This is a genomic window from Rhizobium sp. CG5, assembly GCF_023701945.1.
GTDB lineage: Bacteria > Pseudomonadota > Alphaproteobacteria > Rhizobiales > Rhizobiaceae > Allorhizobium.
In genome coordinates this window covers 288,592-308,782 of the sequence record NZ_JABAEF010000003.1, presented here as the reverse complement: position 1 = coordinate 308,782, position 20,191 = coordinate 288,592, and the positions used below count along the sequence as shown (strand labels likewise).

The window sequence follows — 20,191 nt, the reverse complement described above, 5'->3', positions numbered from 1 at the left end:
CAAGGCGCGGTCTGCTTGAAGCGGACCGCGCTTTTTTCATTCCGCCGCGATGATGTGGAATTCGTGCGCGCGGTCCGGATGCTGGGCCTTGCCCATCAGGTAGATCAGACAGCTTGTCCGCAGCAGCGAGGCAAAATTGCTGACCTGGCCGTTGATGTTCAGCGCTTCGTCGTAGAGCGTCGAGAGAAAGCGCGATGTCGACATGGATTGCCCGGCGGCAATCTCGTCGATCAGATCCCAGAAGGCCGCTTCGATCTGGATGCTGGTCGAATGGCCGCCGATCCGCACCGACCGGTTGACGGCGCGGTAGCGGCCGGGATCCTGTCCTGCAAACACCTCACACATGGCGTAAATCCTCCTCCGTTTCTTGTTTTGGCACCCATTATGCGTCCGCTTTTGATGGGGGTCAATTTCGAAGTCATCCGTCGGTTTCCCGCGGAAAATCAGGGGTGCGGTAATGGGCTGCTACCCGCATCGACGCTGTCGGTAGCAAACTGCTGATATAAGATGATTTGCCTGACGTCCTTCAAGGAGTTGCCATTGGCCAAGATGATCCATTCGATGATCCGCGTTCTGGACGAGACCCGGTCGGTCGCCTTCTACGAGGCGGCCTTCGGTCTGTCGGTGGCCGAGCGGCTCGATTTCGAAACCTTCACCTTGCTCTATCTCAGCAATGGCGAGAGCGAGTTCGAGCTGGAGCTGACGGTCAACAAGGGCCGCACCGAAGCCTATGGCCTCGGCGATGGCTACGGCCATCTGGCGGTGTCGGTCACCGATCTCGATGCCGAGCATTTGCGCGTGACCGATCTCGGGCTGAACCCGGGCAAGATCGTCGAATTCAACCGGGACGGCGCGCTTTTGGCGCGGTTCTTCTTCATGACCGATCCTGACGGCTACAAGATCGAGGTTTTGCAGCGGCACGGGCGCTACAAGTAACGGGCGCTACAAGTAAGGCGGTCGGCAGCGGCGGATAGGAGGTCCGCCGCTCTGATCGAAAATTCCGGCCGGCACTTCGATTGTGCCGTCCGACAGCGGACCGGGTGAGGCCGGCTCCGTTTCATGAACCGCAGGACTTTGGGAGGAGACTGACGTGGTAACAGTTTACGAGAAGACGAATGGGCTTTCCCGCCGCGATCTTTTGAAGCGCGGCAGCATCGGCGCCATGCTGGTGATCAGCGGCACGGCGGTGATCAGCCCGCAGAATGCCTGGGGCCTTGAGACGACCGCCTTGAAGCCGGAGACCATGGCGACCCTGATCACGCTTGCCCGAGACATCTATCCGCATGACCAGCTGGCCGACCGCTTCTATGCGATCGCGGTCAAAGGACAGGATGGCCGCGCGGCTAAGGATGCCGCTCACAAGGCGCTGATCGAGGACGGCATCGCCGATCTCAACGCCCGCGCCGGGGCCGGCGGCTATTCCGGGCTCGGCTGGGAGGATGACCGGGTGGCGCTCCTTCGGGAGATCGAGACCACACCGTTCTTCCAGGCGATCCGCGGCGACCTCGTCGTCAGCCTTTATAACCAGCCGGAGCTCTGGCCGATCTTCGGCTACGAGGGCGAGTCTTATTCCAAGGGCGGTTATATCGAGCGCGGCTTCAGCGACATCGAGTGGCTCTGAGCCTTCATCGCTTCCAAAGACCTGCGTGAAGCCGGCGCCTCGATAGGCGCCGCCACGCGACATCACTTCATAGCTGATTTCGACTTTCTGGGAGGAAAACATGGCAGCTCCTTACGATCTCAACGACGACAGCGTGGTCGTCATCATCGGTTCGGGTGCGGGCGGCGGAACGCTCGGCAACGAACTGGCACAGAAGGGCATCGACGTCGTCATTCTGGAAGCGGGCAACCGCATCGAATACGAGGAATTCGTCAACGACGAATGGGCAAGCTTCTCGCAGCTGGCCTGGCTCGACAATCGCACCACCGGCGGCGGCTGGCGGGTGTCGAAGGACTTTCCCAACCTGCCGGCATGGATCGTCAAGGCGGTCGGCGGCACCACCACCCACTGGGCCGGCGCCTCGCTGCGCTTCCAGGAGCACGAGTTCAAGGACCTCACCCATTACGGCAAGGTCGAGGGCGCCAACCTGCTCGACTGGCCGATTACGCTCGCCGATCTCGAACCTTACTATGCCAAGGCCGAGGACAAGATGGGCGTGACCCGCACCAACGGCATCGACGGCCTGCCGGGCAACAACAATTTCAAGATCCTGAAAGCCGGTGCCGACAAGCTCGGCTACAAGGAATGTCACACCGGCAACATGGCGATCAACTCGGCGCCGCGGGACGACCGCAACAGCTGTCAGCAGACCGGCTTCTGTTTCCAGGGCTGCAAATGGGGCGCCAAGTGGTCGACGCTCTATACGGAAATCCCGAAGGGCGAGGCGACCGGCAAGCTGGAAGTCCGGCCGAATTCGCATGTGGTCAAGATCGAGCATGACAAGGACGGCAAGGTCAATGCCGTGGTCTATGCCGACAAGGACGGCAAGCTGCAGAGGCAGAAGGCGCGCATCGTCTGTCTGGCCGGCAATTCCATCGAGAGCCCGCGGCTGCTCTTGAATTCGGCATCGTCGCTGTTCCCGGATGGCCTTGCCAATTCCTCCGGCCAGGTCGGAAAGAACTACATGCGCCACACCACCGGTTCGGTCTATGGCGTGTTCGAAAAGCCGGTGCATATGTATCGCGGCACCACCATGGCCGGCATCATCCGCGACGAGGCGCGCCACGATCCGTCGCGCGGCTTCGTCGGCGGCTATGAGCTGGAAACCCTGTCGCTCGGCATTCCGTTCATGGCGGCCTTCCTCGATCCGGGCGGCTGGGGCCGCTCCTTCACCTCGGCCATGGACCAGTATGCCAATATGGCCGGCCTGTGGATCGTCGGCGAGGACATGCCGCAGGAACAGAATGCGGTGACGCTGCATGCAACGCTGAAGGACAAGTATGGCATGCCGATCCCGGATGTCTCGTTCACCGACCATGCCAATGACGTGGCGATGCGCAACCACGCCTATAAGCAGGGCATGGCGATCTACGAGGCGGTCGGCGCGACCCGCACCTTCCCGACGCCGCCTTATCCGTCGACCCACAATCTCGGCACCAACCGGATGAGCGAAAAGGCGCAAGATGGCGTCGTCAACAAACACGGGCGGGCGCACGACATCAAGAACCTGTTCATCTCGGACGGCAGCCAGTTCACCACGGGGGCTGCGGAAAATCCGACCCTGACGATCGTGTCGCTGGCCATCCGCCAGGCAGACCATATCGCTGCGGAAATGTCGGCCGGCAGCATCTGACGGCGGGGGCTTGAACGATCCCGCACTGCGCGCCCGCGAGAAAAATCCGGGCGCGCAGTTGTGCGTGTCAGGCGGCGATCTTGTCCCGGCGGTGGCGGGCAGGGGGCACTGCCATCTGATTGCCGCGCCAGACAAAGCCGTTGCCGAACCAGGCCGCAGCCCAGAGAGCGGGAAGGGCGGCATCGCGCAGCAGCATGGCGAGCAGCGTCAGCGGCGACAGCGGCCAGCGAAAGAGAGCGGTCAGCAGGATTTCAGACCCGTACCATAGGGCGGCATAGAGCAGCCCGGCCCAGAACGGCCAATCGCCGAACCCCACGAGAACCGCGGTCGAAAGCATCGGCAGGGCGCCGCCGCTTGCGATTTCCGGTGCGAAATAGAGCGGAAAGGAGGCCCGCCGCAGCCGCGCCCAGCGCAATTGCCGGCGCCAGATGCCGGTCCAACTGCGCTGCCCGAGCGGTTGCTGGAACGGCTCGAGGGTCAGGCGCACGCAAAGACCGGCGGTTCGCACGATCTTGGTGGCGGCGGCATCCTCGGCCACCTCTTCGGCAAGCCGTTCGATGCCGCCACTGGCGCCCAGCAGGCTGCGCTGCATCAGCATGGTCTTGCCCTGGCCGAAGCCGAAGCCGATCTCGTCGGCGACAAGCTGCCAACGGGCCTGGAAACTGTTCAGCCAGGCGCATTCGACCTCGGCCCAGAATCCCTCCGGCGCGGAGCCGGCGGGCGGCGAGCACACCATGCCGGTGCCGGGCAGCCAGCGGGCAAACAGCCGGTCGAGATAATCGGACGGCGCCAGCACATTGCTGTCCGCCAGCACGATCCAGTCGTGGCGCGCTGCCTTCCAGCCCTTGACGACATTGTTGAGTTTCGGATTGACGCTGACCTTGACGTCGCCGACCAGCAGGCGGGCCGCGACATCGGGATGGGCGGCGATCAGCCGCTCGACGAGCGGGATGGCCGGGTCATCCGCGGCGGCGACGCAAAAGAGGATCTCGACCTCGGGCCAGTCGAGATGAAAGCTCGATTCGAGGGTTTCGGCGAGATTGTTCTCCAGGCCGCAGACCGGCCGCAGGATGCTGACCGGCGGCCGCCTGACCTGCCATTCGGTGGCGTGCGGTTGGGCCTTGCGGATGCGCCAGGCAGCGCAGGCGATGCTGAGCATCTGACTGACCAAGGCCGTCGCGCAGAAAATCGACAGTGCCCACATGGTGTTTTCCTTATATCCGGCCCGTCCGGGATATAGGGGCTGTGTGACAGTTCGATGAACGGCTGTGGGCTTGGCTGCTGTGCCGGCCGGCATCAGTGGTGGTGCGGAACCTTGATGTTGCGCCGGTTCCCTGCCGGCACCGTCCGTGGGTGCCCCGGCCGTCGGGGGTTGACACGGTGGACACCGCCCTTTCAATCAGGACAGTGCAGAACGGTAAAGGGTGACGGCTTTTATGACGGCGACGGAGATCAGGCTGGAAGACAGCTGGAAGCGGGTGCTCGGGCCGGAGTTTTCCAGCCCCTACATGCAGCAGCTTCGCGCATTCCTGCTGGCGGAAAAAGCGCAGGGAAAGCATATCTTCCCGAGGGGTCCGGAATATTTCCGGGCGCTTGACCTGACGCCGCTTGAGCATGTGCGCGTGGTGATTCTCGGGCAGGATCCCTATCACGGCGCCGGGCAGGCGCATGGGCTGTGCTTCAGCGTTCAGCCGGGCGTGCGCACGCCGCCGTCGCTGGTCAATATCTACAAGGAATTGCAGGCCGATCTCGGCATTGCGCCGGCCCGCCATGGGTTTCTCGAAAGCTGGGCGCGCCAGGGCGTGCTGCTGCTCAACAGCGTGCTGACGGTGGAGGAGGCACGGGCCGCCTCCCATCAGGGCAAGGGCTGGGAGCGGTTTACGGACGCGGTGATCCGCACCGTCAACGACGAATGCCAGAATGTCGTGTTCATCCTGTGGGGGGCCTATGCCCAGAAGAAGGCGGCCTTCGTCGACCAGACGCGCCATCTGGTGCTGAAGTCGCCGCATCCCTCGCCGCTCTCGGCCCATAACGGCTTTTTCGGCAGTCGCCCGTTTTCCAAGGCCAATGAATTCCTGGTGTCGCGCGGGCTGGAGCCGATCGACTGGCGCCTGCCGGATGCGCCGCATACGGCCTGATGGTGCGCTGCAGCGGCGTCGCGCGGCACCGGCTGGACCCCTAAAATCTTAGTGCTTTTCAAGTGGAACAAATTCGGCATACTTTGGACATATTCCATTGAATTCCTAGGATCAATACCGATGATACCGCCTGTCTTCTCCCGCCCGGTGTGGAGGCGCCCGAACCGTGCGCCTGTGGCCACCGTCGGGCTTGAGCAAAACGAAGAGGCTGACCTCGTCATCATCGGCGCCGGCTTTCAAGGGCTGTCGACGGCGCTGCATGCCGCGAGAAAAGGACTGTCGGTCCGGGTGATCGAGGCCGGCCGGATTGGCGAAGGTGCCTCGGGGCTGAATGGCGGGCAGGTCATTCCGGGCCTGAAATATGATCCGGAATGGCTGCTGCAGCATTTCGGCGATGACCGCGGCGAGCGGCTGACGGCGTTTTCTCAGACAACGGCCGATACCGTTTTCGACCTGATCACACGCAACGGGCTCGATGTGGAGCACAGTCGCCACGGCTGGATCCAGGCCGCGCACACCGAGACGGCACTGGCTGCCGCCGCCGAGCGCAATCGCCAGTGGAAGGCGCGCGGCGCCGATGTCACGCTGCTCAACGATGCCGAGATCTCCTTCATGACGGGTGCCAGCGGTTATGTCGGCGGCTGGCTCGACCGGCGCGCCGGGGTCATCAACCCGCTGGCCTTCGTGCTGGAACTGGCGCGGCTGGCCGTGGAAGCCGGCGTGCGGATTGCCGACGGTGCGCGGGCAACGAAACTCCGGCAGGAGAACGGCCGCTGGACGGTCGAGACGGCGGCCGGCGGTGTGGTGCGCGGCAAGACGGTGGTGGTCGCCAGCAATGCCTATTCCGACCGGCTGGTGCCGGGGCTTGCCCTGAGCCTGGTGCCGCTCAATTCCTTCCAGATCGCCACGGCGCCGCTGCCTCTTGCTCAACAGGACCTGATCCTCGCCCATGGCCAGGCGGTTTCCGACAGCCGGCGCATTCTCGTCTACTACCGCCGCAGCCCCGACGGGCGTCTGGTGCTGGGCGGGCGGGGCCGGATGGCGGGGCCGCGCCGTGGCGAAGACTGGGCGCATCTGGAACACGCGCTGCTCAGGCTTTTCCCGGTGCTTGCCGGCATCGACATCGAGCATCGCTGGTTCGGGCAGGTGGCGATGACGGCCGACCACCTGCCGCATATCCACGAGCCGCAGAAGGGCCTGCTGATGGCCGCGGGCTGCCAGGGCCGCGGCGTCGGCCTGATGACGGCGCTGGGCAACAGCTTTGCCGATTACATCGAATGCGGCGATCCGGCCACGCTGCCCTTCCCGATCTCGCCGATCCGGCCCATCCCGCTGCATGCCCTGCGCCAGATCGGCGTGGCGGCGATGATCACCTGGTACCGCATGCTCGACAGCCGCGAGCGCTGAGGGGTTCCTGTGCCGCCTGACATTTGCGAGTGGTGTCGACAGCAGCCAGCGCGTCAGATCAGATTATGGATCATGCTCACCAGCGCACTCGTTCAACGTCTCTATCCTTGACAAAATGTGTAAAACACGTAATTTACGCAAAAAGGGAGACGAGCAATCATGGCCCAAGCTTTAAAAGTTTCCGCTACTGAGTTCGCGCGTAAATTTACGACATTCAGGGAACAGGTGCAGTCGGCGGGTGTGATTGAAGTCACGGCGCATAACCGCACGATCGGCGGGTTCCTCTCTGCCGCGGAGCTCAATCACTATCACGACATGAAAAAGCGTGAGCGAGACGTCATTCGTGTCAGCGAAATTGACGACGAAACCATGGCGTTGATCATGAATTCTGAATACGGCAAAGCTTCCGAGTGACATACCCAAGGCCGGTTGCGGGCCTCGTCGTGCGCTACAATTACCTGTGGGACAAGGAAAAGAGCGAGGGCTTTTCCGTGGGCAGCAAGGATAGGCCTTGCGCCATTGTCGTTTATCACTCGAAGACCAACGATACCATCGTCGTGCCGATCACGCATTCTCCACCCGAACTAGGTGAGGAAGATCTCTCCCTCGAGGTTCCGCCCGAACTCTGCAAGCAGCTCGGCTTGGACGATGACGCCAACTGGATTCGCGTGAGCGAGGTCAACAGATTTGAATGGCCCGGCGTTCACCTCAGGCCACTCCTCTCCGATCCGAGCCGTTATCATTATGGAATGATCCCGCCGGACCTCTTCGAACGGATCAAAGCCAAACTTCATGAGACGATGAAGAAGGGGCGGGTGGCTTTGGCTAAGCGTTGACTGGCGGTGCCATGGTCGATGATCTTCTTCTCTACTTCATAATTCCTGAAAATTTTCCCCGTGCGCGTCTGCGGCTTGCGGCGGCGGAGGGCTTGATTGATAGTGCGCGGCACACACCGCATTCAGAGGAGTAAGCCATGAGCCACCATCTGCAGTTCTTCATCGACGGCCAGTGGGTCGATCCGGTCAAGCCGGCGGTGCTTGATGTCATCGATCCCTCGACGGAAGAGGCCTATACGCAGATCTCGCTCGGCTCCGAAGGCGATGTCAACAAGGCGGTTGCTGCCGCCAAGGCCGCCTTTGCCAGCTTTTCGCTGTGGTCGAAGGACGAGCGCATGGCGCTCTTGAAGCGCATCCTCGAGGTCTATAACGAACGCTTCGAGGATATCGCCCAGGCCGTCAGCCAGGAAATGGGCGCGCCGCTGTCCTTTGCCCGCGACAGCCAGGCCGCTGCCGGCCGCGGCCACATGGAATCGACCATCGCTGCCTTCGAGACCTATGAATTCTCCGAAAAGCGCGGTTCGACCATGGTGGTCAAGGAGCCGATCGGCGTCTGCGCGCTGATCACGCCGTGGAACTGGCCGCTCAACCAGATCGTCTGCAAGGTCGCCCCGGCGATTGCCGCCGGCTGCACCGTCGTGCTGAAGCCCTCGGAAATCGCGCCGATCAGCGGCGTGATCTTTGCCGAGGTGATGGAAGCCGCCGGCACGCCGAAGGGCGTGTTCAACATGGTGCAGGGCAACGGCCCGGATGTCGGGCAGATCATGGCCGGCCACCCCGATGTCGACATGGTGTCCTTCACCGGTTCGACCCGGGCCGGCATTATCGTCGCCAAGACGGCGGCCGATACGGTCAAGCGCGTCGCCCAGGAACTGGGCGGCAAGTCGGCCAATATCATCCTGCCGGATGCCGATCTGCAGCAGGCGGTCACCGATGGCGTTGCCGGCTGCTTCGGAAATTCCGGCCAGTCCTGCGACGCGCCGACCCGCATGCTGGTGCCGGCCGATCGCCATGACGAGGCACTGGCGATTGCCAAGACGGCGGCCGAGACCTTCGTGGTCGGCGATCCGCGTTCCGACGAGACCATGCTCGGGCCTGTCGTCAGCCAGGTGCAGTTCGACAAGATCCAGCGGCTGATCGAGGCGGGCATCGCCGAAGGGGCGGTGCTCGTCACCGGCGGTCCGGGCCGGCCGGAAAACCTCAACCGCGGCTATTACATCCGCCCGACCGTGTTCGGCAATGTTTCCAACGACATGACGATCGCCCGCGAGGAGATTTTTGGTCCTGTTCTGTCGATCCTGCCCTACAAGGACGAGGAAGAGGCGGTTTCGATCGCCAATGACACGGTTTATGGGCTGGCGGCCTATATCCAGTCCGGCGAGATCGGCCATGCCCGCAAGGTGGCCGCCCGGATGCGGGCCGGCTCGGTCTATATCAACTATCCCGACTGGGATACGTTCGCGCCGTTCGGCGGCTACAAGCAGTCCGGCAATGGCCGCGAATATGCCGACTGGGCGATCCACGATTTCCTCGAAATCAAGGGCATCGTCGGCTACGGCGACTGATCCCTGAGACGCCTGAGGCCGGGAGGGACGAACGTCTCCCCGGCCTTATCCCATCGCGACAGGAAACAGCGCGGACCGCGCTTGTTCGGGCCCGATCGTCGCGATAGGGTCGGTCATTCTTCACGAGTCCCGGTTCCTCCATGCCTCCTGACAATCAGCGCCAGTATCGGGCCGGTGTGGTCTATGCCGCGACCTCGGCTCTCGCCTGGTCGACGTCGGGCCTGTTCATCCGCTCGATCACCACGGACCTGATGACCATGCTGTTCTTGCGCGGCCTGGTGTCGGGCACTTGCGTCTTCCTGGTCTTTCTCTTCATGGAGCGGGGCCAGGCGCTGGCGATCCTGAAGCGCATGCGCGGGCCGTCGATCGCGGCCATGGTGCTGTCGGCCGTCAGCATGATCAGCGGCATCGGCTCGATGTATTACACCTCGATTGCCGATGCCATGGTGATCTACGCCACCGTGCCTTTCGTGACGGCGGGCGTCGCCTTTCTTACGATCGGCGAGCGGCCAAGCCGTTCGACGCTGATTGCCAGCGCCGTCGCGGTCATCGGCGTGTTCGTCATGCTGGCCGACAGCGATGGCGAACCTGGAAGCTGGGTGGGCAGGTTGCTGGCCGTGGTGATGACGGTCAGCGTAGCGGGTCTGGCGACCGTGATGCGCCGGCATCGCAGCGTGCCGATGCTGCCGGCCATGGCGGGCTCGGCTTGGTTGTGCTCGGCTGCGACCTTCTGGTTTGCCGCGCCTTTGTCCGTTTCCGCCGCCGATCTCGGACTGATCGTCACCTTCGGCATCGTCCAGAATGCCGTCGGGCTCATTCTCTACACCGCCGCCTCGCGCCGCATTCCGGCGGCCGATGCCAGCCTGCTGACGGCGCTGGAAGTGCCGCTCACGCCGCTCTGGGTGGCGCTGTTCCTCGGCGAACTGCCATCGGCCTCGACGATGATCGGCGGGCCGATCGTGCTGGCAGCGCTGTTCGGGCATATCCTCTACGAAGTCCGTCGTGATCGTGGTGGCGTGGCAGCACCTGAGAGCCTGGCGTAGAGTGTTTCCTGGTTAGATTGAAACATTCTGTTGGCTCAAACGGAGTTGGATGATCGCCCGACCGGCGCGTGTCGTAGCCACGCCCTACGGCCAAGCCGGTCGGGCGATCAGGCAGCCCGTTTCAGCCAACCCGAAGGGCCGGGCATCTTTCCGTCAGGGCAAAGGCGATCGGCTCGGACGTACCTTCGGGTATGCCCTTCGCCAATCGCCTTTGCCCTGACGAAAACCTGCTCCGGCAGAATGCTTCAATCTAACCAGGAAACGCTCTCACCTGCCGCCAAGGCTTGAACCGGCGGACGAAAGGCGGTTCACTGACCTTTGTCCTTTGCCGCGCTATCCTCTTCGAGAATCGAGTCTGCCCATGAAACAGGTCTTCAATCCGCCGTCGGTGCGGCGTCCGTTCGGTCACTACAATCACGGCCTGCTGGTGCCGGCCGCGGCCAGCCTGCTGGTCACATCGGGTCAACTGGGCATCCGTCCGGACGATACGGTTCCAGACGACGTGACATCGCAGGCCGAGCTTTGCTTCGAGGCGATCAAGGCCATTCTGGAAGAGGCCGAGATGACCTTTGCCGATGTCATCCGCATCTCGGGATTCGTGACGAAGCGGGAGGATTTTGCGCCCTACATGGCGGTGCGGGATCGCTATACGCTCGATCCGAAACCGGTTTCGACATTGATCATCGTTTCCGGTTTCACCTGTGCGGAATTCCTGGTCGAGGTGGAGGTGACGGCAGCGAAGTTGCTCTAGCCGCAGCGCGTGGATCGATCGCGGTGGAACAAAAATGGCGATCATCCGTTGTTCGTGCACCTGATTATGCAGGAACAAAGGACCAAGTCATGAAGACCAAACTGATGATTCTCTCTGCCGTTATGATCGGTGCCATTGCCGGCACAGCCGTTGCCCAGGAAGGCACCGTGACCGGCGCTGCCGGGGGTGCCGTGACTGGTGCCATCGTTGGCGGTCCGGTCGGCGCTGCCGTCGGCGGTGTGGTCGGTGCGATTGCCGGCACGGCCATTGATCCGCCGCCGGCCCCTGTCGTCACCTATGTGCGCCAGCAGCCCCTGCCGCCTGAAACCGTTGTAATCGACCAGCGTGTGGCGGTCGGCGAACCGATCCCGCAGCAGGTCGTGCTCATGCCGATCCCGGAAAATCCGACCTATTCCTATACGGTGATCAACAATCAGCGCGTCATCGTCGATCCGCAGACCCATGTGGTCGTCGGCATCGTCGAGTAAAAACTGCGATGAGCCATTGCGGCAAGCCGCCTTTCGCGGCCCTGCAATGGCTCGTTCCAAACCCGGCTTGCGGGCAGAAACCATGAAACATTTGATGATGATGACTCCGGCGGATTCGCGTTTTGCGGCGGCCGCTGTTGGAGCGTTTTTTGTGGTCGCCGGTTCGACCACGGCATCGTCCTCGGCTCCAACGCTCGAGACACAGCCTGACTTCGCTTGAGACACAGCCTGAATTTTCGGAACCGGCTTCGATTGCTGTCGACACCAATGGCGGACTTTCCCTTCGCGACGCTTCGTCCATTCGTATGGTCGGTCCGCGCTTCTATACTGATCCTGAGAAAGCCCGCGATTTCGTCGGCCGGGATTGAGACTTGTCCTCAAAGGAGTGACGCCATGACTGACGATAGAGCCCCAACTGTCATTAATACCGGAGAAGGTGGCGCCGGATGGGCTGTTGCCCTGATCTTGGCCGTGCTGCTGGCGCTCGGCGCCTTCTTCGTCTTTTCGGACGGTCAGATGACCGGCGGCGGCAACGTCAACGTCAATGTTGCACCAGCGGCAACAGAGGCGCCGGCCGCATCGGCCCCGTCATCGCCCGCTCCGGCGACACCGGCCCCCGCGGCACCCGCACCGGCTGCCGCACCTGCCAGCAACTGAGGCTGGTTTGCCGCCATCTCTCAACGAAGAAGGCCACGCCGGCGACGGCGTGGCCTTTTTTCATGTCAGGGGATGGAATTACTGGCCATCCGGCAGGGCGTAGGCGATGACGTAATCGCCGCGGTCCGGTGACTGGCGGGCACCGCCGGCCGAGATCAGCACATATTGCTTGCCCGTCTTCGGCGACTTGTAGGTCATCGGGCCACCCTGGCTGCCAACCGGCAGGCGGGCTTTCCAGACTTCTGCACCGGTCTGGGTGCTGAAGGCGCGCAGATAGTAGTCCTGCGTGCCGGCGATGAAGACGAGGCCACCCTGGGTGGCCAGCGTGCCGCCGAGCGTCGGCATGCCGATCGGGATCTGCAGGCCCATCTTGATGCCGAGCGGGCCGGTGTCCTCGACGGTGCCGACCGGAACCTGCCAGGCGACCTGCTGGGTCTTCATGTCGATGGCGGTCAGCGTGCCATAGGGTGGCTTCTGGCAGGGGATGCCGAGCTGCGACAGGAAGCGGTTCTTGTTGACCGCATAGGGCGTGCCCTTCATCGGCACGAGGCCCATGCCGGTATTGACGCTTTCGCCGCCGGTATTGATGCCGGTTGCCGTCTTGGTCTCGACCTTGATCATCTGGATCCACAGGCCGAGGCGCATGTCGTTGACGAAGATGTAGTTGGAGTTCGGATCCGACGACAATCCGCCCCAGTTCATGCCGCCGAGCGAGCCGGGGAAGCTCAGCGAGACATCGGTGTCCGGCACCGTGTAGAGGCCGTCATAGCGCATCGACTTGAAGGCGATGCGGCACAGAAGCTGATCGATCGGCGTTGCGCCCCACATATCGGCTTCGGTCAGGGTTTCGGTGCCGATCTGCGGCATGCCGACCGAGCGCGGCTGGGTCGGGGCATAGGGCTCGTCCGGGATCGTGCCCGGCTTGACCGGCTGTTCGACCACGTCGGTCAACGGCTTGCCGGTGGCGCGGTCGAGCACGTAGAGCTGGCCGGCCTTGGTGCCGAAGACCAGCGCCGGCACGGTGGTGCCGTCCTTCTGCGGGAAATCCACGAAGGTCGGCTGCATCGGCACGTCGAAGTCCCAGAGGTCGTTGTGGACGGTCTGGTAGACCCATTTTTCGCGACCGGTGGTAGCGTCGAGCGCCAGCATTGAGGCGCCGTATTTGTGGTCAAGCGCGGTGCGGTCGGCACCCCAGAGGTCGACCGACGGACTGCCGACCGGCATGAAGACGGTGTTGGAGGCCGGGTCGTAGGACATCGACGCCCAGACATTCGGGGTCGAGCGGGTATAGGTCTGGCCTTCAGGCGGCAGCAGGGTGATCGCCGGATTGCCCGGATCGAAGGCCCAGCGCAGGGCGCCGGTGACCGCATCGAAGCCGCGCATGACGCCGCCCGGCATGTCGGTGCTGACATTGTCGGCGATACGGCCGCCGACCACCACCGTGGTGCCGGCAAGGGTCGGTGCTGAGGTCAGCACATAGCTGGGATCCGGCGCATCGCCCATGCCGATCTTCAGGTCGACGCGGCCATTGGTGCCGAAATCCGGGCAGAAGGCACCGGTCTCGGCATCGAGCGCGATCAGTTCGGCCTGGATGGTGTTCATCAGGATGCGGCGTTCGCAGAGCGCGCCGGGTGCCACGGCGACGGCGGTCACCGGTGTGGAGTTCGGTGCGGTCGGCTGTTCGAGGGGCCGCGTCGCGTCGAAATAGGCCAGGCCGCGGCAGCGCATCCAGACGGATGACTTGGCGTTGATCTCGGCCTTCCAGATTTCCTTGCCGGTATCGGCATCGATGGCAATGACGTTATTGTGCGGCGTGCACAGGAAGACGCGCTCGCCGACCTGCAGTGGGGTCTGCTGATCCTCTGCGCCATTGGCGCCGGGGCTGATCGGCGTATCGCCGGTGTGATAGGTCCAGGCGACCTGCAGGCCCTTGACCGTGTCCAGATTGATCTGGTCGAGGGCGGCAAAACGGCTGCCGCCCGGCGTATTGCCGTAGTGTTCCCAGTTCTTCTGTTCCGTTTCAGGCGTCACCGCGACGCGCTCGGGAAGAGCGCCGCTGGCCGTCACCGTCGGATGGGGAATGAACATGGTGGCAAAGCCGGCGCCCGAGGCGATGGCGAGCATCAAGGCGATGGCAAACGATCCCTTGTAGGCCGGCGCCTTGCCAACGCTGCGGCGCAGCAGCGGGAAGGATAGGGCGATGACCGTGGCGCCGACGCCGAGCGCCAGCAGGCGCGAGATCAGCGGCCAATAGTCCAGGCCGACTTCCCAGATCGCCCAGCCGATGGTGGCCAGGGTGGCAATGGCGAAGATCCAGGCGCCGAGCGGGCGCCCCTTGATGATCAGGAGGCCGGAGACGACCAGCGCCAGGCCCATCAGGGCAAAATAGGCACTGCCGCCGAGCGACAGAAGATAGGCACCGCCACCCAGCAGCGCCAGGCCGGCCAGAACGACCACGAGGCCGAGCAGGACCAGATACAGGCGTCCAAGAATGGTGGGAGGGAAGGAAGAATGGGGCATACTGAGAGGGACTCCGGCTGATGTCTCATTCCGGAGCCTGCGCCACGAGGAGATCCCATTCAAGGCCCGTCTTGATCAGCGGGACACGATGGACGAACCTGCGATCGTGCAAGGATGATCCGGAATACACCGCTCTGTCCCACCTGCATCGGCTCGACGCAAGGTGTGAAATACAACAATCGTTCCTCGTAACGGTGTTGTGTAGCCTCTTAGGCGCAGATCCAGCCGGTCTAGAATTTTTCCATCTCGCGCTTCACCCGCTGCAGAAATGCCGCGCGCGTCTCGTCCGTGCAGTTGTTCATGTCGTAATGGGCGAGATACTTGACCGGCGCACCGAGCTTGATCTGGGCGCGCAGCACGCGGGTGACGATCTTCTTCGGCGGATTGCCGGCCAGAAAGGCGCGCATCGGCGTGGCGCCGTAGGTCATCACGGCGGCGAGTTTTCGGATATGGCGCAGCGACGGCGTCAGCTTGCCGTCTTCGAGCACAAAGGACACGCCCGGCAGCCAGACGCGGTCGAAATAGCCTTTCAGCATGGCCGGGAAACCGAAATTCCACACCGGGGTGACGATGACCAGCGCTTCGGCCTGTTTCAACCGCTCGACATAGGGTTTCACCAGCGCCGTATTGTCGGGATAGGTGTGGTAGATCGCCCGGTCATGGGCCGAGAGGACCGGGTCGAAACCTTCCTCATAGAGATTGCAGCCATCGACCTGATGGCCGACCTTTGTGAGGCTTTCGCAGGTCTGGCGATAGAGCGCCCGGCCATAGCTTTCATCCAGCGGGTGGGAGTGCAGAACGAGAACGCGCATTGTCAAAGCTCCAAGTCATTGCCCGTCGGCTGCAAGCCTTCGGGTGCAAATTCAAAACTTCCGCGCCGTTTGTCCGACTGCCGTTTCCCCGTGTCCGACGGGGAGCGGCATTCATGACCGTTACCGATCATCGATCCCGGCACGTCAGGCGATGGCCGGGATCGGGAGTACCTTCGGAATGTGACAGTTCACAAGAGGCGTCAGGCCTCCATGAAGGATTGCAGGCCGGGGAAGAGATAGTTCTTGCCGGCCTTGAAATCGAAATCGGGATTGTCCCAGGCAATCATCTTGCCGGGGTTCAGGAGACCCTTGGGATCGGTCTCCTTCTTGAAATCCAGCTGCACGGTGTCGGTCTGCTTCATGCCGCCTTCTTCCAGCGTGTAGCGGTGCGGATTGAAGATCGGGCAGCCGTTTTCCTCATGCAAGCGGATGATTTCCTCCAGCCGCTCCGGCGTCGTATAGCGCACCAGCGGCAGGCCGGAGCACTGGATGGCGCCGTTGAACTTGATGAATTCGAGATGGCCGATCACCTCGTCGCCGAACAGCTCGACCATCGCTTCGACCTTGGCGACGTGATCCGGACCCGGATACTGGACCTGCAGATAGGTGAAAGTCGGATCGACCTTCAGGGCGCGCAGCGTCGTGTGGTTCCAGGCCAGTTCATAGGCATGCGGCATGCCCTTCATGCTCTCGACGGTGTCGGAACGGAAGCGCACGTCGCCGTTCATCTTCTCGGCATAGGCCAGGAACGGTCCCATGGAATGGGGCGCCACCATCAGCACGACCACCGACTGGCCGTCCTTCAGGTAGGGCTTGTGGCGGGTGAAATAGTCGAACGGCACGGGGGCGGCGATCGGTGCCACTTCCTTCAGCAGGATGCCGTTGCGATGGGTCAGGGCATCGGCGAAGCGCACGGCCTCCATGAATGTGTCATAGCCGACGATGACATCGACCCAGTCATAGGCAGGCGCAAGCGGCATTTCCACTTCGGTGATGATACCGTTGGTGCCATAGGCATGGCTGACCTTCTGCAGGTCCCAGGCGGACAGGTCGAGAACGCGCGGTTCTGCCTCCATGGTGACGACCCGCAGCCGCAATATATTGCCGAGATCGCGCAGCCCGCCCCAGGTGATCGAGCCGACGCCGCCCGAGCCGCCGGCGATGAAGCCGCCGAGGGTGGCCGTCTGGGCGGTCGAGGGATGGAAGCGCAGTTCCTGGCCGGAATGGGCTTTGGTCTGCTTGTCGAGCTGCGAAATGATCACGCCGGGCTCGCAGATGACGCGGCCGGGCTGGATATCCCTAACCTTGTCCATGCCGAGCAGGTTGAGCACGATGCCGCCCGACAGGGGCATGGCCTGGCCGTAATTGCCGGTGCCGCCGCCGCGCGGCGTGATCGGCGCGCCATGGGCAAAGGCGAGTTTCAGGGTGGTGATCACCTCCTGCTCGGACTTCGGCGAGACGATCAGGTCGCCGGTGACATTGTCGAGCTGACTTTTGAGGATCGGCGAATACCAGTAGAAGTCGCGGCTCTTCTGCTTGACGAGGGCCGGATTGTCCTCGACGGCGATGCCTTCGGCCTCGAGAAGGGCCTTGATCTCTCTATAATCGGGCATGGTCAGTCTTTCACGATCGGGTCAAGGTCACGGTAATCCGGCAGGCGACGGTCGATGCCCTTGCCATTCCGCATCACGATGCGGTCGGCCTGCGGACGGGAAAGGAATTCGCTCCAGCGCCTTGCGCTGAACAGCACGAGATCGGCGGCCTGGCCAACGGCGATGCGCCCGAGATCCGGGCGGCCGAGGATATCGGCGGGCGAGCGGGTAACGATGCGGGATGCCTCGTCGAGCGGGTGGTCGAGATGGAGGATGCGCACCGCCTCGCGGAACACCTCGACGGCATCGAGGTCGCCATAGGCGTAGAACGGGTCGCGGGTATTGTCGGAGGAGACGGCGGTGGCGACGCCGGCCGCGGCCAATTCCTTGAACAGCGTGACGCCGCGATAGCGCGGCGTGCGGCCGGGCGTGCGGTCCTGCAGATACATGTTGCACATCGGCAGCGACACCACGGCGATCTTCGCCTCAGCCACAAGATCGATGGTCGCCTTGGCAACGTCCTCGTCCTGGCGGGCCAGCGAGCAGCAATGGCCGACGGTGACGGCGCCCTCGAAGCGGTTGCGCAGCTTGGCCTCGGCGATGGATTTGAGCGTCAGCACCTGCTTGTCCTGCGTCTCGTCGACATGCAGGTCCACATCGAGCCCGTTGTCGGCGGCGGTGCGAAACAGCAGGTCGAGGCGGGCGTCGAGATCGGGCCACATCTGCGTGACGCCGCCGAGCAGTCCCTTGTGGGTGACGATGACCTCGACCAGATCCTTGAAAAAGGCCGCGTCGGTGATGGCATCGAGCGGGAAGAGGGCGACGGCCTGCAGTGCGATGCGGTCCTTCCAGGCCTCACGAACCTGCGAAAACACCTCGAACGAGATGCGGTGCTGCGGCGCCAGGCTGTCGAGATGGGTACGGATCAGATGGGTGCCGTGGGCATAGGCTGACTTCAACGAGAATTCCATGCGGGCGCGCACGTCGGCAGCCGACCAGTTGGCCTCGCGGTCGCTCCTGACGGCATCCAGGGCGCCTGGAAAATCGCCGGTCGGGTTGGGACGGCGGTCCCAGATATGGCCCTTGTCGAGATGGGTGTGCATGTCGACGAAGCAGGGCCAGGCCATGCCGTGGCCCAGATCGGCGGAGGGCAGGTCGGCAGGCGCGGTGCCGGCCGGCAGCAGGGCCTCGATACGGCCAGCCGAGACCACGATATCGGCGGCGATCAGCCCTTCTTTGGCCGGTGTCACAAAACCATCGACGGCGATGGCCGGCAGGGTGGCGTTGGCAAGCACGAAACGATCAGAATTGGGCAGCGACAGGAAGGACGAACTCATCAGTTTTCTCTTTTCAGGCTGCTTTCATGCCAGCGATGCAGGCTTGCCCAGGCAATGGTGGAGGTGATGGCGAAGATCGTCACGCCGAGGGCGGAGAGCAGGAAGAGGGCGGCAAACAGGCGGGGGATGTTGAGGCGGTACTGGGCTTCGAGCAGGCGGAAGGCGAGGCCCGATCCGGCCCCGGCCGAGCCCGCGGCAAATTCGGCGACCACGGCGGCGATCAGCGCCAGGCCGCCGCCGATCTTCAGGCCCGTCATGAAATAGGGGAGTGCTGCGGGCAGCTTCAGATAGAGCAGGGTCTGCCAGCGGCTGGCGCCGTAGAGATCGAACAGGTTCAGCAGGTTGTGATCGACGCTTTTCAGGCCCTGCACCATGTTGGAGAGGATCGGGAAGAAGGCGACCAGGAAGGCGCAGATCAACAGCGCCACCTGGGTCGACGGTGCATAGATCAGGATCAGCGGCGCGATGGCAACGATCGGGGTGACCTGCAGGATGACGGTGATCGGATAGAAGGCGGTCTCGATCCATTTCGATTGGACAAGGCAGATGGCCATGCCGCCGCCGCCGATCAGCGCCAGAGCGAGCGACGCCAGCGTGATCTTGGTGGTGACCCAGAGGGCGGGCGCCAATGTGCCCCAGTCCTTGATGAGCGCGCCGGCCACCGCCACCGGCCCCGGCAGGATATATTGCGGCACGCCGGAGACCAGCACGCCGATATGCCAGATCAGGATCAGCACCGCGACGACACCGACCGGAACGGCGATGCTGAGCAGCGTCTCGCCATAGCGGGTGAAAAAGGTCTGAGGCTTCGGCTGCAGAAGGGTCTGGGTGTCGAGCGGTGCCATCAGTGACCGTCCTTGCCGGGTTCGAGCGGGAAGCCGATGGCCTCCAGAAGCACGTTGGAGGCTTTTTCGCAGGTGACGCGATACTCTTCCGAGGTGCGGTAATGGGCGTCGCGGTCGAGGCTGGTATGGATCGGAAAATCGGCATGCACCCGGCCGGGCCGCGCCTTCATCACCACGATGCGGTTCGAGAGATAGGCGCTCTCGAACACCGAATGGGTGACGAAGATCACCGTGATGCCGGTCTCCTTCCACAGCCGCAGCACGTCGTCGTTCAGTCGCTGCCGGGTGATCTCGTCAAGCGCCGCAAAGGGCTCGTCCATCAACAGCAGCTTGGGCTTGGTCACCATGGCGCGGGCGATCGAGACGCGCATCTTCATGCCGCCGGACAGTTCGCGCGGATAGGCATCGGCAAAATCGGCAAGACCGACGGCGGCAAGCGCTGCCATGATCTCTGTCTTGACGGAGGATTTCGACTGGCCGCGCAGCTTCAGCGGCAGATAGACATTGCCGAACACGGTCTGCCAGGGCATCAGGGTCGGCTCCTGGAAGACGAAGCTGATATCGCCCTCCGGCAGGCCGCGGGAATTGATGCGGGAGCTTGGCCAGTCGATCGAGCCGGCCGAGACATCGCCAAGGCCGGCAATGATGCGCAGCGCCGTGGACTTGCCGCAGCCCGACGGCCCGAGCAGGCTGACGAACTCGCCCGAATTGACCGACAGCGACATGTCGGACAGGGCCAGGGTGCCGTTCGAGAACATTTTCGACACACGATCCATCACCACCAGCGGACGCTTGAGGGTTTCGGGCGGCAGGCTTGTGGTCGGTGCGTCTGAAATGATCATTACAGGCCTTGGATACTGGGTCTCGACGGTCGCTTGGTTCGGCGTCGGGTCTTGGCTGTACCCTG

The 20,191-nt window shown here is 63.2% G+C and carries 20 protein-coding genes; 12 read left to right on the top strand and 8 right to left on the bottom strand.

Annotated elements, in window-relative coordinates; genetic code table 11:
• Positions 1-36: 36 nt before the first annotated feature.
• Positions 37-345, bottom strand: a complete 309-nt coding sequence (locus HGO38_RS07365) for a ribbon-helix-helix domain-containing protein (protein ID WP_250955241.1) — start codon at positions 343-345, stop codon at positions 37-39.
• A 195-nt stretch (positions 346-540) separates the two neighbouring features.
• On the opposite strand from HGO38_RS07365, the gene HGO38_RS07360 reads away from it, so the two are divergent.
• From HGO38_RS07360 to HGO38_RS07350, 3 genes are all read left to right on the top strand, one after another.
• Positions 541-936 carry a VOC family protein gene (locus tag HGO38_RS07360; protein ID WP_250955240.1) on the top strand — a complete coding sequence of 132 codons (396 nt, stop codon included), beginning with the start codon at positions 541-543 and terminating at the stop codon, positions 934-936.
• A 154-nt stretch (positions 937-1,090) separates the two neighbouring features.
• Positions 1,091-1,621 (top strand): gluconate 2-dehydrogenase subunit 3 family protein, encoded by a 531-nt coding sequence (locus HGO38_RS07355; protein WP_250955239.1) that lies wholly within the window; start codon positions 1,091-1,093, stop codon positions 1,619-1,621.
• 100 nt (positions 1,622-1,721) lie between these two features.
• Positions 1,722-3,293, top strand: coding sequence for a GMC family oxidoreductase (locus tag HGO38_RS07350; RefSeq protein ID WP_250955238.1), 1,572 nt, complete (start codon positions 1,722-1,724; stop codon positions 3,291-3,293).
• A gap of 67 nt (positions 3,294-3,360) precedes the next feature.
• Here the strand turns inward: HGO38_RS07350 and HGO38_RS07345 are convergent, their stop codons facing one another.
• On the bottom strand, positions 3,361-4,497 hold the full coding sequence (locus HGO38_RS07345) for a ceramide glucosyltransferase (RefSeq protein WP_250955237.1): 1,137 nt from the start codon (positions 4,495-4,497) through the stop codon (positions 3,361-3,363).
• Positions 4,498-4,729: 232 nt separating this feature from the next.
• Between HGO38_RS07345 and ung the strand changes: the two genes are divergently transcribed.
• The 9 genes from ung (at position 4,730) to HGO38_RS07300 (ending at position 12,178) form a co-directional block, all read left to right on the top strand.
• On the top strand, positions 4,730-5,431 hold the full coding sequence (gene ung / locus HGO38_RS07340) for a uracil-DNA glycosylase (RefSeq protein ID WP_250955236.1): 702 nt from the start codon (positions 4,730-4,732) through the stop codon (positions 5,429-5,431).
• A gap of 120 nt (positions 5,432-5,551) precedes the next feature.
• Positions 5,552-6,838, top strand: coding sequence for an NAD(P)/FAD-dependent oxidoreductase (locus HGO38_RS07335; protein WP_250955235.1), 1,287 nt, complete (start codon positions 5,552-5,554; stop codon positions 6,836-6,838).
• Between the two features lie 159 nt (positions 6,839-6,997).
• Positions 6,998-7,252: a hypothetical protein gene (locus tag HGO38_RS07330; protein ID WP_250955234.1), complete on the top strand. Its 255-nt coding sequence runs from the start codon at positions 6,998-7,000 to the stop codon at positions 7,250-7,252.
• Between the two features lie 29 nt (positions 7,253-7,281).
• Complete coding sequence (locus HGO38_RS07325) at positions 7,282-7,674, top strand: hypothetical protein (protein ID WP_250955233.1); 393 nt, start codon at positions 7,282-7,284, stop codon at positions 7,672-7,674.
• A gap of 137 nt (positions 7,675-7,811) precedes the next feature.
• On the top strand, positions 7,812-9,239 hold the full coding sequence (locus tag HGO38_RS07320) for an aldehyde dehydrogenase family protein (protein ID WP_250955232.1): 1,428 nt from the start codon (positions 7,812-7,814) through the stop codon (positions 9,237-9,239).
• Positions 9,240-9,379: 140 nt separating this feature from the next.
• Complete coding sequence (locus HGO38_RS07315; protein ID WP_250955231.1) at positions 9,380-10,282, top strand: DMT family transporter; 903 nt, start codon at positions 9,380-9,382, stop codon at positions 10,280-10,282.
• 361 nt (positions 10,283-10,643) lie between these two features.
• Positions 10,644-11,033: a RidA family protein gene (locus tag HGO38_RS07310; protein WP_250955230.1), complete on the top strand. Its 390-nt coding sequence runs from the start codon at positions 10,644-10,646 to the stop codon at positions 11,031-11,033.
• A gap of 89 nt (positions 11,034-11,122) precedes the next feature.
• On the top strand, positions 11,123-11,521 hold the full coding sequence (locus HGO38_RS07305; protein WP_250955229.1) for a DUF1236 domain-containing protein: 399 nt from the start codon (positions 11,123-11,125) through the stop codon (positions 11,519-11,521).
• Between the two features lie 393 nt (positions 11,522-11,914).
• A complete protein-coding gene (locus tag HGO38_RS07300; protein WP_250955228.1) occupies positions 11,915-12,178 on the top strand; it encodes a hypothetical protein in 264 nt (87 codons plus the stop codon).
• Between the two features lie 78 nt (positions 12,179-12,256).
• On the opposite strand, the gene HGO38_RS07295 is transcribed toward HGO38_RS07300, so the two are convergent.
• The 6 genes from HGO38_RS07295 to HGO38_RS07270 all read right to left on the bottom strand — a co-directional run bounded on the left by HGO38_RS07295 (position 12,257) and on the right by HGO38_RS07270 (position 20,126).
• Complete coding sequence (locus tag HGO38_RS07295) at positions 12,257-14,698, bottom strand: glucose/quinate/shikimate family membrane-bound PQQ-dependent dehydrogenase (RefSeq protein WP_250955227.1); 2,442 nt, start codon at positions 14,696-14,698, stop codon at positions 12,257-12,259.
• Positions 14,699-14,928: 230 nt separating this feature from the next.
• Positions 14,929-15,510 carry an NAD(P)H-dependent oxidoreductase gene (locus HGO38_RS07290; protein ID WP_250955226.1) on the bottom strand — a complete coding sequence of 194 codons (582 nt, stop codon included), beginning with the start codon at positions 15,508-15,510 and terminating at the stop codon, positions 14,929-14,931.
• 200 nt (positions 15,511-15,710) lie between these two features.
• Complete coding sequence (locus tag HGO38_RS07285) at positions 15,711-17,123, bottom strand: FAD-binding oxidoreductase (RefSeq protein WP_250955225.1); 1,413 nt, start codon at positions 17,121-17,123, stop codon at positions 15,711-15,713.
• Between the two features lie 2 nt (positions 17,124-17,125).
• Positions 17,126-18,439, bottom strand: a complete 1,314-nt coding sequence (locus tag HGO38_RS07280; RefSeq protein WP_250955224.1) for a cytosine deaminase — start codon at positions 18,437-18,439, stop codon at positions 17,126-17,128.
• Complete coding sequence (locus HGO38_RS07275) at positions 18,439-19,284, bottom strand: ABC transporter permease (RefSeq protein ID WP_250955223.1); 846 nt, start codon at positions 19,282-19,284, stop codon at positions 18,439-18,441. Before HGO38_RS07275 ends, HGO38_RS07280 begins: the two co-directional genes overlap by 1 nt.
• The gene (locus HGO38_RS07270; protein WP_250955222.1) at positions 19,284-20,126 is read right to left on the bottom strand and encodes an ABC transporter ATP-binding protein; all 843 of its coding nucleotides are present in this window, start codon (positions 20,124-20,126) and stop codon (positions 19,284-19,286) included. Before HGO38_RS07270 ends, HGO38_RS07275 begins: the two co-directional genes overlap by 1 nt.
• Between the last annotated feature and the right edge of the window lie 65 nt (positions 20,127-20,191).